The organism is Streptomyces araujoniae, from assembly GCF_050871195.1.
Taxonomy (GTDB): domain Bacteria; phylum Actinomycetota; class Actinomycetes; order Streptomycetales; family Streptomycetaceae; genus Streptomyces; species Streptomyces bacillaris.
Genome location: NZ_CP194070.1, coordinates 7,216,084 through 7,229,791 on the forward strand (window position 1 = coordinate 7,216,084; position 13,708 = coordinate 7,229,791).

The following is a 13,708-nucleotide window of genomic DNA, read 5'->3' on the forward strand; positions in this document are numbered from 1 at the left end:
CCCCGCAGACCTCCTTCCGCTGGGGCAGCCTCACCCGCGAGGACGTCTCCGCGCTCACCGTGGAACCGAGCGGGCGGTACACGTCCGAGGAGAACGGCGCGGCGGACTCCGGACCCGCCCACTGCGAGGTGGACGACGAGTTCACGCTGACGATCGAATCCCTGCGCTCCGCCGGGAGCATCTGGGGCACCGCCGACGAGGTCGCCGCCGAGTCCCCGGTCAGGGCTCCGATACCCGGTGTGCCCGGGTGGGTGAACCGGACGTTCGCAGGGGCTCTGCTGCCCGCCGACTGCGCCGACGCCCTGGCCAAGCCCACGCCCTATCTCCAGATCCAGGTGACGAACGACCAGGAGGACACCTGGCGGAGCGGCGCTCTGCAACAGCGGATGTCCGCTGTCCTCACCACCGCCGCGGACCGGCTGACGGAGACCCACGGCTGCTCCGGCCCCGCCCCCGGGACTCCACCCGGGGCCGGGGCCCCGACCCTGCTCGAACACGAGGAGCTGGACCCCGCCCGGGCATGCGGCCTCGAAGGATTCGCCCCGTTGAGGGCATCGGCCGACGGCGGATTCCGGCAGGCCGTGACCGGGGGCGACCTCCGCCTCTGGAGCTGCGTCCTCGCAGCCTCGGACGAGGACCGCCACAGCCTCGTCCACTTCACCGTCACCCAGGAACCCGCCCTGGTCGCGGTGCACCGAGCCGACGACCAGGGCCGGTCCACCCTGCTGACGTGCGCGGGCAGACCGACCCTGGTCCAGGTCGGACACTTCTCCGGCCGGAAGGAGGGACCCCGCCGCGACGCCCTCCGCCCGGACGCCGACCTCCTGGCCGGCCTGGCCGACGCGGTCGCCGGCCGGGCGGGGTGCGAGCGGGGGTGACCGGCTCGCCCCGGGCACAGCCTCCTCGCCGGGAGTCAGACCCCGTCGGGTGTGATGGTGGCTGTCACTTCCGGCCCGATGCTTCGGTGGTCCTGACCGCGTAGTCGGGCAGCCGGTAGCCCAGGGCCTCCAGCCGGTCGGCAACTGCGTGGGGGTGCAGACCCAGGGCGGTGGCGGCTCGCGTGACATGCGGCAGTGAGACGGGTCGCTCGTGGGCCAGCCATGGAGCCTTCCCGTCGAGGCGGTTGCTGAGGAGGAGCATGTCGTCAGGTCCCAGGGCCGGTGGGGCGGCATCGGGCAGGCGGTATCCGTACGCCTGGAGACGGGATGCCAAGTGGTCGGTGGTGCAGCCGAGTACGCCTGCGGCCAGGGAGATGTGCACGGCACGGACCGGCTCGTCCACGGGCAGCCAGGGCGCGTGCCCATCGCAGTTGAGGCTGAGCGCGCGCATGTCGTCGGGACCCGTCGCGGGCAACGGGAGGGACAGGGGCTGGTATCCCAGAGAAGCCAGCCGGGCGGCGATCTCGGAGACGGGATGCCCCGTGATCGCGGCCGCCCGCAATATGTGTGCCGGAGGGACCGTCTGTTGGGGGACGAGCCACTGACCGCCGGTACGCGGGTCCGCATGGATGATCCGCAGATCGGCTTCGGACAACCGGAGAAGGTGCGGGTCCGGCACCGGAAGTCCGAGCTCCTCGATCCGGGCCGCCACGTCCTCGACCGCGAGGCCCCTTCCCCGGGCCGCTTCCGCGAGGTGCGCCGGATCCACCGGCGTCTCGAGAGCGAGCCAGGGAGGAATGCTGTCCAGGTCGACACTCAGGATGTAGAGATCGTTCGGCTCCGGGAGCGGCACCGGGTGCTTCGGGAGCCGGTAGCCGAGGGCGGTCAGCCGCCCGGTGACGTACTCGGGAGTGAGGCCCGTCCCGTTGGCGGCGCGGATGATGTGTGCGGGGTGGACCGGCTCAGCGGGAGGGAGCCAGGGACCGGCGCCGTCGATGTTGAGGCTGAGCAGCAGTAGATCGACTTCGACGAGGGGCAGGAGGGACGCGGCGGGTACCAGGAATCCCAGATCCTCGAGTCGGCGGGCCACCTCCTCGACGGACCGGCCCGCATGAGTCGCGCTGTCGAGCATTCCCGCACCGACGGGGCCGCGCTCGTGGAAGACCGATTCCCGCCACGATGAGTGGTACCCAGGGGACCACTGCGGCATGAGGATCAAACTGTCCGACGGGATCGGCAGGGTGTGGGGCGGAACCGGAGCGGTAGTGAATCCCGGAAAGTATCCGGCACCGGCCAGATGGCGCCTCCGGAACTCCTTGGCCCGTGCAGGAGCGTGGAAGGCGGGCGACGAGGAGTCCGTGTCGTCGCCTGGGATCCCCAGTCTGTCATCCGCCGCGAGAAAACCGGACTTGGTGATGTCCACGTCACGGCCGGCGATCCGCCAGGGGCTGAAACGTGTCCGTACCGCTTCGGCGAAGATCTCGTCGGCGATGACACGGCTCTCTGCGAGTAGATTCTCAAGCCAATCCGGCCGGAACATCTCCGACCCCGCGGCCAGCAGCGCGGGAATCTCCTGCCGGAGCAGGTGCTCGATGTCGCTCAGCTCGAGTCCGATGATTCGCCGTCGGTCGACGGTGAGCCGGGGAGTCCGTTCGCCCGACAGGTTGACCACGGCCCCGAACAGGCTCTCGCCGGCCCACAGGCCGTCAGCCAGCACGGCGCCGATGGTGTTGCACCACCAGACCTCCGGGGTGGAGGTACCCACTGTGCGCGATCCCTCCGCGCGTGCAGCGCCCGCCCTGAGGGGGTTGGGAGTTCCCAGGGGCGCCACCTCCGAGAGGACGTCCGGCCTCCAGACCGTCGGCTCGCCCTCACCCTCCCTGGCCGTGACCTCGAACTCGGACAGCCAGAGGATGCGCCGCAGCACGTCCACGCAGGACGTGGCACCGGACGACCGGAGCCGGAGGCGGACGCTCGTGTACGCCTCGGCGCACCGGTCCAGCGGCTGGATACGGAAAAGGGAACCGGGCCCCGCGATCTCGACGCGTAAGTGCTGGCCCGGCAGGCCGTCCTGGGAGAGGCGGCATGTGGTGACGGTGATGTCGTCGGCCAGCATGAAGTAGCTGAGCACCCCGACGCCGAACTGGCTGTTGGGATGCATCGTGATGCCGTGCTCCTCCCATCTGGCCCGCTCCTCGATGTACTCCGGCAGGTCGGCGAAGCGCATACCGGCGTGCGAGAAGACGTCCCGCAGCTCGACCTCTCCCATACCGATGCCGTTGTCACGGCACTCCAGATAGGGCCCCGCCTCGTCGACCCCCTGGGTGAAGGAGATCCTGCCCTCGTACGGGGCGGTCTCGACCCCGGTGGCGCGCAGGTACCGGGTCCGCGCCTCGCGGTACCGGCAGGCGTCCAGGGCGTTCTGGTACAGCTCACGGATCGCCAGCGCCGGATCCCCGTACAGCTCTTCGCCCATCAGCAGTTCCTGGATGCGGTCGTCCGCCAGCCGGAAACGCAGTTCGGTCGACGCGTAGACCGGGCGCCCGCTCGGTTCGGTCGCCGGGGTCACCTGCTCGGAGGTGACGTGCAGCGGCAGGTTGCGCAGCAGGGCAGGCCGTTCCTCGACGCCGGTGCTGATGTCGATCCGGGTCAGTCGGGTGTCGAGCGTGGCGGCGTGCTCGCGCAGACCGAGGTCGACCGCCAGATGGTCACAGGTCGCGCTGAGGACCCGGGTCCGTCCGTTCGACTCCCACCGCGCCCTGTCCAGGGTGCTGTGCAGGCCCGGAAGGTCCACGGCGTAGCCGATGCCGATGTGGTCGACGACCAGTTCGGAGAGGGCGACGGGGTCGATGGCGAAGAGATGCGCGATGCGCAGCAGGTCGGCCAGCTGGTGGACCCGGACCCGCTGGGCGGTCTCCGCCACGCCGACGGTCCGGGGCCTGGCCCTCCCCTCCTCCTGGGGCCCGGGAAGCTGCGGGGCGCGCAGCAGCTGGACCACCAGCTCGGGCTCCAGGACCTCCTCCACCAGGCGTTTCTCCCGGGCGGAGGCCTTGCCCAGGGGTACGGCGAGGCCGTCGAGCAGGGCTTCCACGGAGGACGCCTCGTACAGCCGTGGCTGACGGATGAGCCAGCGGTGGAAGAGCCACCAGCCGATGGCGTCGGACGCGCCCTCGCCCGAGGTGCGCAGGGCCCGTCTCACCAGCCGCGGATACCCCTGGAGGAACCGTTCGTAGTCGCGCCGGGCCGAGGACGTGCTCTGCTGGTCGGTGAGGTCGGTCGGCCCCACCCCGTGGTAACGCTTCGCGTTCCGCTTCCAGAACACGGCGTGGAGGTACGGGTGGGTCACGAGCAGGAACACCTCGGCGGCGGATAGTTCCAGTTCCTCGGGCCGCAGGCTGCTGTCCAGCAGCAGGCTGTCGGTCCACTCCGCCACGCGGTCGGTGTACGACGGGGAGTGCCACGGGTCGTCCACGGGGCCCGCGCCGTCCTGCCCGGCCTCACCCGCCGCTCGTGCCACGAGCGCCGTCGCCGTGTCCCGGAGCAGGGAGAGCCCGCGCTCGTCGGCGGCGTAGTTCCACAGGGGGTGGTCGCGGGTCGCGCTCACCCATGCGTGGTCCTCGAGCGCGGATGCCGTCGCGGTGTCGTCGGCGTCCTCCGGACTTCCCGTGAACGCCCGGTTGCCGGCGAGCACGATCTGATGGCCGAGATCCCGGGTGCTCATCCTCGGCTGGGGGACGCGTAACTTGTCCACGGTTCTGCCCTGCAACCGGCCGTGCAGAGCGTTGAAGACGTCCGTCATCGTGAGTTCGGGCAGGTGCTCGCCCCGGCGCCCGCCGGTCAGCTCACCCGCCAGCCCTTCGCGGAGCAGCGCCGTCAGCTCCAGGGTGAAGACGCTGCCCTCGGGGAGGCACAGGGAGCGTTCCGTCTCGGCGGCGGAGGTGAGGACGCAGGCCCCGGTGATCTCCATGTCCAGCTGTGTCGGGGCCCCCTCGTCCGTCCTCTCGTCCGACGACATGGGGAGCGCGCGGCCGCTGAAGCAGCAGTCGACGATGACCACCTTGCGCCGGGCGGCCGACCCGGCGACGAGGTCACGGACGTCGTTGTACTTCACCGAGTGGTAGGCCCGCCGGACACTCGAGGCCTGGGTGGCGAGGAAGAACGACCGGTCGCGGCCGCCGAAATGGCCGTGCCCCGCGTAGTAGACGAGCAGGAGGTCGGTGGCCTCGTCGGCGGCGTCGTGGAGGGCGTCCAGCAACTCCTGCTGCGAAGCGTCGTGCGGTACGACCGTGCAGTCCTCCTCCGCCAGACCGCCGACGTCCTTGCTGGTCAGGAGGGGGAGCAGGTTCCGCACATTGTGCTGGACGCCGTCGAGGGCGGAGAGTTCGTCGTAGGCGTGGACGCCGAACAGCACCGCGCGGGACCGGCCCGCGCCGGACGTCACGCGTCTGCCGCCGGTGGCGGGTCGTCGTCGAGGCGGCGCAACAGATCCGCCAGTTCCTGGGGGGAGAGGTGGCCGATCTCGACCGTGGTGTCGCCGTGCACCAGGCGACTGCCGCCGCCCTCGCCCGAACCGCTCCGGCCGTCGTTCCTGACCGAGCGCCAGGTCACGTACGCGAGCGCGAAGTTGGCGACCTCGACCGCGCTGCCGAGGAGGATGTCGAGCGCCTCCAGGGTGTTCATGGTGGGGCCCTGGTCCGCGACGACGGAGACCTCCAGCCGGGTGGTGCCCGGGTCATCGGCCAGCCATGCCCGAAGGTCCACGAGGGCTTCCTCGTCGCCGTCCCCCGCAATGCGAAACTTCATCCCCACCCGCCCGGTCACCGTGCCTGTGCGACTGCGCCATTCGGCGTGAGTCTATCCACGCCGGGGTGCGTGGAGGCGGTATCGCGGCGACCGGTGGTACGCGGGTGGCCCGACGCGGTCTGCCGGGCCACCCGGTCCCTCAGGCCAGGAGCTTCGCCTTGGCCCGCTCGTACTCGTCCTCGTTGAGCGCGCCCTTGTCCTTGAGTTCGGCGAGCTTGGCCAGATCGTTCACGTGGTCGCTCCCGCCGGAGCCGCCGCCCGAGGTGCCCGCGGCCTCCTTCACGTACTGCCGGAAGGCCGCCTCCGAGTCCTTGACCGCCTTGGCGTCGCGCTCGTGCATGCTGCGGCCCCGCACGATGAGGTAGATCAGCACGCCCAGGTAGGGCAGCAGGATGACGAAGATCAGCCAGCCGGCCTTGGCCCAGCCGTTCAGCGTGTGGTCGCGGAACAGGTCCGTCACCACCTTGAACAGCAGGAAGAACCACATGACCCAGAGGAACAGGTACAGCATGGTCAGGAAGAGGTTCAGGAGCGGGTAATCGTCCATGGGGCCAACTCCGTTCGAGCCGTCGATCCCTTATTCATACGCTTGGTCCCCTTCCTCCGCATCCGCGCCGTACGCGTGCGGACAGCCTCCGGTGGGCGGGGGACGCCGGAGGCCGGGGCCGCCGGTCCTGAACGGCCTAGTCAAACGTGGCACCGGCCACGGACCCGGCGTCTTCTGGCTGTGTCACCTCCTGAGCACAGGTCCGCACCGGAGGGACGGGCCCGCTGAGGCCCGGCCCTCTCCTCGTATGCCGGAGTCGTTCGTGCCCGTCGCTGAACCGGACATCATCGCGAAACTGCAGAAGCGGGAGCCGTCGGGTCTCCTCCTGGCCTCGCTGCGCGGGGTCGGGCAGGTGGACCTCCAGCCCCTGATCTGGACCGGCCTCCTCATCCTCGCCGCGCTGTGGAGCGCCGGCTGGAAGATCGGCCTCTTCGCGACCCTGGGCACCCTGGTCTCCACGGCCACCGCCTACGCCCTGGGCGTGGACCGGTCGAGCATCGCCGTCGGCCTCCAGGGCTACAGCGGGTGCCTCACCGGCATCGCGCTGGTCGTCTCGCTGGGGCACCACCCGGCCACGTACATCCTCGCCGTCGTCGGCGCGATCGTGTGCACCCTGCTCACCGCGGCGTTGACCACGCTGCTCGGCCCGTACGGACTGACCGCGCTCACCGCGCCCTTCTGCCTCGTGTCGGGCGTCATGGTGCTCGGCGCACCGTCCTTCAGCCGTATCTGGAACGGGGCCCCCGACCCCGTCCCGTCGCCCACCACGGGGGACACCGCCATCACCTGGGACGACCTCTGGCACGCCTTCTTCACCAACGTGTCGCAGGTCTTCCTGGTGGACGAGTGGTACGTGGGGCTCATCATGCTCGCCGGGCTGGCCTGTGCCGGGGCGCGGGTGGTCCTGTCCGCCGCGGCCGGAAGCGTCACCGGGATCGTGACCGCCTGGGCCCTCGGTGCTCCCACCGAGCTGATCAGGAACGGCATCTACGGCTACAACGCCGTGCTGGTCGCCATCGCCCTGGGAGCCGTCTTCCTCGCCGGAACGGCCGCCAACGGTGCCTACGCGCTCTTCGGAGCCGCCGTCAGCACGGGTCTCACCGCGTCGCTGACCTCACTCTTCAAGCCTTTCGGCGGTCACACCTTCACCTGGCCGTTCATCCTCACGACCTGGGTGCTCATGGCCGCCGTCCCCCTGCTGCCCCGCCTCCGCCGGAGCGACTGACCCGGCTCTCCGCCCCTCCGTTCCCCCGGCACGACACCCTGAGGAAGGTACGACGATGAACCTCGCCCCCCGCGAGATCGACAAGCTGCTGGTCTACGTGGTCGCCGACCTGGCCCGCAAGCGCCAGGGCCGAGGCCTCAAGCTCAACTACAGCGAGGCCGTCGCGCTGATCACCGAGGCGATCCTCGAAGCGGCCCGGGACGGCAGGAGCGTGGCGGACTGCATGGAACTGGGCCGCCAGGTCGTCTCCGAGGACGACACCATGCCGGGTGTGCGGGAGATGCTCGGGCTGCTGCAGGTCGAGGCGTCCTTCATGGACGGCACCAAGCTGGTCTCCTGCCACGACCCCATCGGCGGCTGATCCCGTGGCCGGTCACGACCTCTGCCGTACGGTCGCCGTGTGCGGCCACGAAGCCGGCTACGGCGAGGCTCTGCACGACCTCGTCGGTCCCGACGTCCTCGTGGTCACGGGCGGGCGCGAACTGATCCGCGCCCTAGCCGGTCTGCGGCGCTCGGGCGAACGTGCCTGTGTCGTCCCGATGACCCTGGGCAGGGACCCGGAACTCGTCGCGGACACCGCACGCACGCTGCGGGCCCTGCCGTCCGGACAGGCTCTCGGGACCCTGCTCGCCGAACCGTTCGGCACCGACCGCCATCTGATCGCCTGGCTGCGGGCGGCGGCGAACCGGGTACCGGAGACATCGGCCCTCCTCGTCACCGCCCCGTCCGGAGGGCTGTTCGAGGACGCCGGGCTGTACCGGATCGCCCGGCTCGTACGGGGCAACGGGGTCCACCGGCTCGTCGAGGTGGCCCTCATCGGCGGGGACCCGGACCCGGCCGAAGGAGTACGGCGCTGCGGGCTCCTCGGCGCGGCGGAGGTGGCGCTGCTGACCGCCGGGTTCGCCCCCGTGGAGCCCCCCGACGTGCCGGGCGTCACGGTGGTCTCCGCCGGTTGGACGGTCTCCCGCGCCGCACTGGCCAGGGTCCTGGCGGAACGGGTGGCCGACGCCCGGCAGCGGTGGAGCGCACACCGGGACGACGGGATCGCGGGCGGGCTCACCGCCGCAGACGACCACGGCCACCACCACACCCACCCGCCGGGCGAAGGCCACGACCACCACTCCCACACCTCGGGCGCGGATCACGGCCACGACCATGGCCACCCTTCCCACCCGCCGGGCGCGGATCACGGGCACGGCCCCAGCCACGACCACCACTCCCACCCACCGGGCGACGGTCACGGTCATCACCACCCCCACGCCTCGGGCGCGGAGCACGGACACACCCACCTCCCGGGCGCGGGTCCCCACGACCACGGGCGTCCCCACGTCCCCAGCGCGGCACATGTCATCAGGAGCACCGCATGAGCTTCCGTCAGAAGTACCTGTACGGCGAGGAACCCATCGAGATCAACGCCGGGCGCAGGACCGTCCGGCTCACGGTCGAGAACACCGGCGACCGGGCGATCCAGATCGGCTCGCACTACCACTTCTTCGAGGTCAACTCCGCCCTCTCCTTCGACCGGCAGCGGGCGCTCGGGATGCACCTCAACATCCCGGCCGGCACCTCCGTACGCGTCGAGCCCGGCGGAACGCGCGAGGTGGAGCTGTGCGAGTACGCCGGCACCGGGCGGCTGGTCGGCTTCAGCGGGCTCCTCAACGGCAGCCTCGTCTCGCACCCGGCCAAGGTCGAGGCGGTCCGCAAGGCGATCGAACGGGGCTTCGCCGGCGCGCGGAACAGCGCACAGGACGGGACGGACGAGGAAGCCTCCCCCGAGCGGAAGAAGCCCGGCCGCAGGAGTCCCGACCGCAAGAGCCCCGACCGGACGACGAAGAAGTCCGAGGAGAAGACGGAGAAGACGGAGACCGCGAAGAGGCCCGGGCCGAAGGGCTCCCAGCGGAAGAGCTCCCAGAACAACAGTGCCAAGCCGAAGAGTTCCCAGCAGAAGAAGGGGTCGCGCTGATGCCCATCCTGCCGCGCAAGCAGTACACCGACATGTTCGGTCCGACCGTCGGCGACCGATTCCACCTCGGGGACACCAACCTCGTCGTCGAGGTCGAGAAGGACTACAGCGAGGGCCAGTACGGGGACGAAGTCCTGTACGGCGGCGGCAAGACCATGCGCGACGGCATGGCGTCGGACCCGCAGGCGACCAGCGCGCAGGGAGCGCTCGACACCGTGATCACCAACGTCGTGGTCATCGACCCCGTCGTGGGCGTCGTGAAGTGCGACATCGGCATCAAGGACGGCTTCATCGTCGGCATCGGCAAGTCCGGCAACCCGCAGACCCAGGACCGGGTCGACGCGGGCCTCATCATCGGCCCCGGCACCGAGGCCATCGCGGGTGAGCACCTCGTCGCCACGGCGGGCGCCATCGACACCCACGTCCACCTCATCGCCCCGCAACAGGCCGAACAGGCCCTCACCAACGGCATCACCACCCTCATCGGCGGCGGCACCGGCCCGTCGGACGGTTCGAACGGGACCACCTGCACCCCGGGCCCGTACAACATCTCCCGGCTGCTCCAGGCCTCGGAGAGCATCCCGGTCAACCTCGGCATCATGGCCAAGGGCAACGGCAGCCTGCCGGAGGCGCTGAACGAGCAGGTCCTCGCCGGCGCCTGCGCCCTCAAGGTCCACGAGGACTGGGGGGCGACCCCCGCCGTGATCGACAACGCGCTGAGCGTCGCCGACGAGCACGACGTCCAGGTCGCCATCCACACCGACAGCCTCAACGAGAGCGGGTTCTTCGAGGACACCCGCTCCGCGATCGACGGCCGGACCATCCACACCTTCCACAGCGAGGGCGCGGGCGGCGGACACGCCCCCGACATCCTCCGGGTGGCGGGCGAGCCGAACATCCTGCCGTCCTCGACCAACCCGACCCTCCCGTACACCAAGAACTCGGTGGACGAACTGCTGGACATGGTCATGGTCTGCCACCACCTCAGCCATGACATCCCCGAGGACGTCTCCTTCGCCGACAGCCGGGTCCGCGCCGAGACCATCGCCGCCGAGACCGTGCTCCACGACCTCGGCGTGATCAGCATGTTCTCCTCCGACTCCCAGGCCATGGGGCGCGTCGGGGAGTCGTTCACCCGTGCCTTCCAGACCGCCCACCACTGCAAGGACAAGCTCGGTGTGCTGGAGGGCGACTCGGCGCGCAACGACAACCAGCGGGTGCTGCGCTACCTCGCCAAGGTGACCATCAACCCCGCCATCGCGACCGGGATCGCCGACCATGTGGGCTCGATCGAGAAGGGCAAGATCGCCGACATCGTGCTCTGGCCCATCCACTCCTTCGGCGCCAAGCCCAAGATGGTCATCAAGGGCGGAATCATCTCCTGGGCGCAGATGGGCGACCCCAACGCCTCGCTCCCCACCCCGCAACCGGTGATCTACCGGCCGATGTTCGGGCAGTACGGCAAGGCGCAGCAGGCCACGCACGTCACGTTCATGTCGCAGGCGGGCATCGCGGCGGGCGTCCCGGAGGCGCTCGGCCTGGAACGCACGGTGCTGCCCGTCCGCCGCACCCGGACCATCGGCAAGCACAACATGGTCCGCAACGACGCGCTGCCGGACATCAAGGTCGACCCGGAGACCTTCAAGGTCACGCTCAACGGCAAGGTCGCCACCATCGACCCGGCCGAGGAACTGCCCCTCAACCACCTCTACTTCCTGGTCTAGGCGATGTACCGGGAAGACCACGACACCACCGGGCCGGGCCCGCGGGCATCCGGCAGCGGAACCAGCGCCCCGGGCCCCGGCACGCGGACATCCGGCAGTCGCACGCAGGCCTCCGCCCCCGCCGTGCCGGCGGGGGACGCCGGGCCGGCGCTCGCGCACCTGCTGGTCGGCCTCCAGCTGACCGACTCCGCCTTCCCCAGCGGCTTCTACACCCTGTCGCACAGCCTGGAGGGGTTCGCCCAGGCGCGGGCGGTGGACGCCGAGACGCTGCCCGCACTGCTGGAGTCGCTGCTGGTCCACGGGGTCGGCCCGGCCGACGCCACCGCGCTCGCGCTCGCCCACCGGGCCACCCGGGAGGGGCGGCCGGAGGCCGTGGCCCGGGTGGACGAGCACCTCTTCGCCACCAAGCTGGGGCAGGAGATGCGCCGGGCCGCCACCCGCACCGGCCGGCAGCTCCTCGACCTGGCCGCCGAGGTCTACGGCCGCCCGGAGATCGCGGCATACCACGCCAGGGTCGTACGCCGTGAGGTGCCCGGTACGCAGGCGGTGGCCGCCGGGATCACCTACGCCGCCACCGGAGTGCCGGTCCGCCAGGCCGTCGCCTGCGACCTGTTCGCGTTCTGCGCGAGCTTCGCGGGCGCGGCCCTGCGGCTGCGGCTCACCGACCACCGGCGGGCCCAGGTGATGCTCCACGCGGTGGCGCCCGCCGTCGAGAGGACCGTCGAGGCGGCGCTGCGGCGCGAACTCGCCGACGTCGGCGCCACCGCCTTCGCCTCCGACATCATGTCGGGCCGTCACGAACGGGCCGAGGCCCGCCTCTTCGCCAGCTGAACCGTTCCCCCACCCCGATCACCCCCGAGCCAGGGAGAAGCCCCATGGACGACAACGTACTGCGCATCGGTATCGGCGGACCCGTCGGATCCGGCAAGACCGCGCTCATCGAGGCGCTGGTGCCGCTGATGATCGCGAACGGCCGCCGCCCCTGCGTCGTCACCAACGACATCTACACCCAGGAGGACGCCCAGCACATCCGGCGCACCCTCGCCGGGGTCCTGGAGCCGGAGCGGGTGGTGGGCGTCGAGACCGGTGCCTGCCCGCACACGGCGGTCCGCGACGACCCGACGATGAACCTCGCGGCCGGCGCCGAGCTGCTGGAGCGGTTCCCCGACACGGACACCCTCTTCTACGAGTCCGGCGGCGACAACCTCACCCTGACGTTCAGCCCGGCCCTCGCCGACGTCTTCGTCTTCGTCCTGGACACCGCCGAGGGCGAGAAGATGCCGCGCAAGCGGGGACCGGGCATCACCGACTCGGATCTCCTCGTCATCAACAAGACCGACATCGCGCAGTACGTCCGCACCGACCTCGGCGTCATGGAGTCCGACGCCCACCGGGTCCGGGAGGACCGCCCGGTCCTCCTGACCGACTGCCTGACGGGCGCCGGGGTGGCCGATGTGCTGGGTTTCCTCGAATCCCGCCGCAAGGTGCTGATCTGACATGACGACCGTGCCGCCGTCGCAGGCCAGGACACCGACGTCGCCCGCGTCGCCGACGGTCACCGGGACGCCCAGGGCGACGACCCGCCCGGACCGGCTCGACGAGCGGTACTACGGCGTCGAGCGGCTGCCCCCGGAGGTGGCGGCCCTGGGCTCCGCGCCGGACACGCTGGCCCCGGGCTCCCCGGCCAAGGTCGGCATCCTCGATCTGGGGTTCGCGGTCCGGGGCGGGCGTACCGAACTGGTGGAGCGGTACCAGAAGTCGCCGCTCCAGATCATCCGCCCGCTCTGGACCGACCCCGCCCTGCCCGGCATGACCTACGTCTGCCTGATGGCCACCGGGGGCGGGGTGGCGCAGGCCGACCGCTACCGGATGGACTTCCGGTGCGGCCCCGGGACCGAGGTCCATCTGACGACCCAGGCCGCGACCAAGGTCTTCCGGATGGAACACGACTACGCCGCCCAGCGGGTCCACCTGACGGCCGACGAGGGCGCGTACGTGGAGTACCTGCCGGACCCGGTGATCCCGTTCGAGGGGTCCCGCTTCTACCAGAGCACCGAGGTCACCGTCGCCCCCGGTGCCACCGTCGTCCTGGGCGACACCGTGACCGCGGGGCGGCTCGCCCGGGGCGAACGGCACGCCTACCGGGTCTTCGCCGCCGATCTCCGTATCGGCCGGCCCGACGGCACGCTCCTGGCCGTCGACACCCAGCGGCTGTCCCCGGACGCGGACGGGGCCGGGGTCCTCGGCCCGGCCGTGTTCGCCGGCCACGACCACGTCAGCTCGCTCTACGCCGTCACCGACCGGGCCCCGGCCACCGAGGTCGCCGACGTCCTGCACGAGGCGGTGGCCGGGCACGGGGTCACCTACGGCGTGAGCGTGCTGCCCCGGGAGTGCGGCGCCTGGCTGCGGCTCCTGGACGACAGCCCCGTCCGGGTCGCCGCCGCGCACACCGCCGCCTGGGCCGCCGTGCACCGGCTTCTCACCGGCCACCCGGCCCCACCGGTGCGCAAGCCCTAGCGCCGACCGCCCCGACGCCCGCCTTCCGCGCCGTCCCTCCCGCCCGCCCTG

Annotated in this window: 12 protein-coding genes; 9 read left to right on the forward strand and 3 right to left on the reverse strand. The window is 71.2% G+C overall.

The window, feature by feature from the left end; all coding sequences use genetic code 11:
* The first annotated feature begins 59 nt into the window (after window positions 1–59).
* The gene (locus ACQ9ZG_RS30530; protein ID WP_109914223.1) at window positions 60–878 is read left to right on the forward strand and encodes a hypothetical protein; all 819 of its coding nucleotides are present in this window, start codon (window positions 60–62) and stop codon (window positions 876–878) included.
* A 64-nt stretch (window positions 879–942) separates the two neighbouring features.
* Here the strand turns inward: ACQ9ZG_RS30530 and ACQ9ZG_RS30535 are convergent, their stop codons facing one another.
* The 3 genes from ACQ9ZG_RS30535 to ACQ9ZG_RS30545 all read right to left on the reverse strand — a co-directional run bounded on the left by ACQ9ZG_RS30535 (window position 943) and on the right by ACQ9ZG_RS30545 (window position 6,228).
* Window positions 943–5,319 carry a caspase, EACC1-associated type gene (locus ACQ9ZG_RS30535; RefSeq protein WP_109914225.1) on the reverse strand — a complete coding sequence of 1,459 codons (4,377 nt, stop codon included), beginning with the start codon at window positions 5,317–5,319 and terminating at the stop codon, window positions 943–945.
* Window positions 5,316–5,681, reverse strand: coding sequence for an effector-associated constant component EACC1 (locus tag ACQ9ZG_RS30540; RefSeq protein ID WP_258311938.1), 366 nt, complete (start codon window positions 5,679–5,681; stop codon window positions 5,316–5,318). The genes ACQ9ZG_RS30535 and ACQ9ZG_RS30540 overlap by 4 nt, the downstream gene beginning before the upstream one ends.
* A 139-nt stretch (window positions 5,682–5,820) precedes the next feature.
* Window positions 5,821–6,228 carry an SHOCT domain-containing protein gene (locus ACQ9ZG_RS30545; protein ID WP_084990650.1) on the reverse strand — a complete coding sequence of 136 codons (408 nt, stop codon included), beginning with the start codon at window positions 6,226–6,228 and terminating at the stop codon, window positions 5,821–5,823.
* A 262-nt stretch (window positions 6,229–6,490) separates the two neighbouring features.
* Here ACQ9ZG_RS30545 and ACQ9ZG_RS30550 point away from each other — a divergent pair, with 262 nt between their 5' ends.
* Genes ACQ9ZG_RS30550 through ACQ9ZG_RS30585 form a run of 8 tightly spaced genes read left to right on the forward strand, consistent with a single transcriptional unit; the run spans window position 6,491 to window position 13,657 of the window.
* Window positions 6,491–7,453 carry an urea transporter gene (locus ACQ9ZG_RS30550; protein ID WP_109914231.1) on the forward strand — a complete coding sequence of 321 codons (963 nt, stop codon included), beginning with the start codon at window positions 6,491–6,493 and terminating at the stop codon, window positions 7,451–7,453.
* A gap of 55 nt (window positions 7,454–7,508) precedes the next feature.
* On the forward strand, window positions 7,509–7,814 hold the full coding sequence (locus tag ACQ9ZG_RS30555; protein WP_018487319.1) for an urease subunit gamma: 306 nt from the start codon (window positions 7,509–7,511) through the stop codon (window positions 7,812–7,814).
* A 4-nt stretch (window positions 7,815–7,818) separates the two neighbouring features.
* Window positions 7,819–8,820, forward strand: coding sequence for a sirohydrochlorin chelatase family protein (locus tag ACQ9ZG_RS30560; protein WP_109914228.1), 1,002 nt, complete (start codon window positions 7,819–7,821; stop codon window positions 8,818–8,820).
* A complete protein-coding gene (locus tag ACQ9ZG_RS30565; RefSeq protein ID WP_109914229.1) occupies window positions 8,817–9,416 on the forward strand; it encodes an urease subunit beta in 600 nt (199 codons plus the stop codon). The genes ACQ9ZG_RS30560 and ACQ9ZG_RS30565 overlap by 4 nt, the downstream gene beginning before the upstream one ends.
* Complete coding sequence (gene ureC / locus ACQ9ZG_RS30570; protein ID WP_018487322.1) at window positions 9,416–11,140, forward strand: urease subunit alpha; 1,725 nt, start codon at window positions 9,416–9,418, stop codon at window positions 11,138–11,140. The genes ACQ9ZG_RS30565 and ureC overlap by 1 nt, the downstream gene beginning before the upstream one ends.
* 3 nt (window positions 11,141–11,143) lie before the next feature.
* Window positions 11,144–11,971 carry an urease accessory protein UreF gene (locus ACQ9ZG_RS30575; RefSeq protein ID WP_499281437.1) on the forward strand — a complete coding sequence of 276 codons (828 nt, stop codon included), beginning with the start codon at window positions 11,144–11,146 and terminating at the stop codon, window positions 11,969–11,971.
* Window positions 11,972–12,015: 44 nt separating this feature from the next.
* Window positions 12,016–12,636: an urease accessory protein UreG gene (gene ureG, locus ACQ9ZG_RS30580; protein WP_018487324.1), complete on the forward strand. Its 621-nt coding sequence runs from the start codon at window positions 12,016–12,018 to the stop codon at window positions 12,634–12,636.
* A 1-nt stretch (window position 12,637) separates the two neighbouring features.
* Window positions 12,638–13,657, forward strand: a complete 1,020-nt coding sequence (locus tag ACQ9ZG_RS30585; RefSeq protein WP_415742349.1) for an urease accessory protein UreD — start codon at window positions 12,638–12,640, stop codon at window positions 13,655–13,657.
* The last annotated feature ends 51 nt before the right edge of the window (window positions 13,658–13,708 follow it).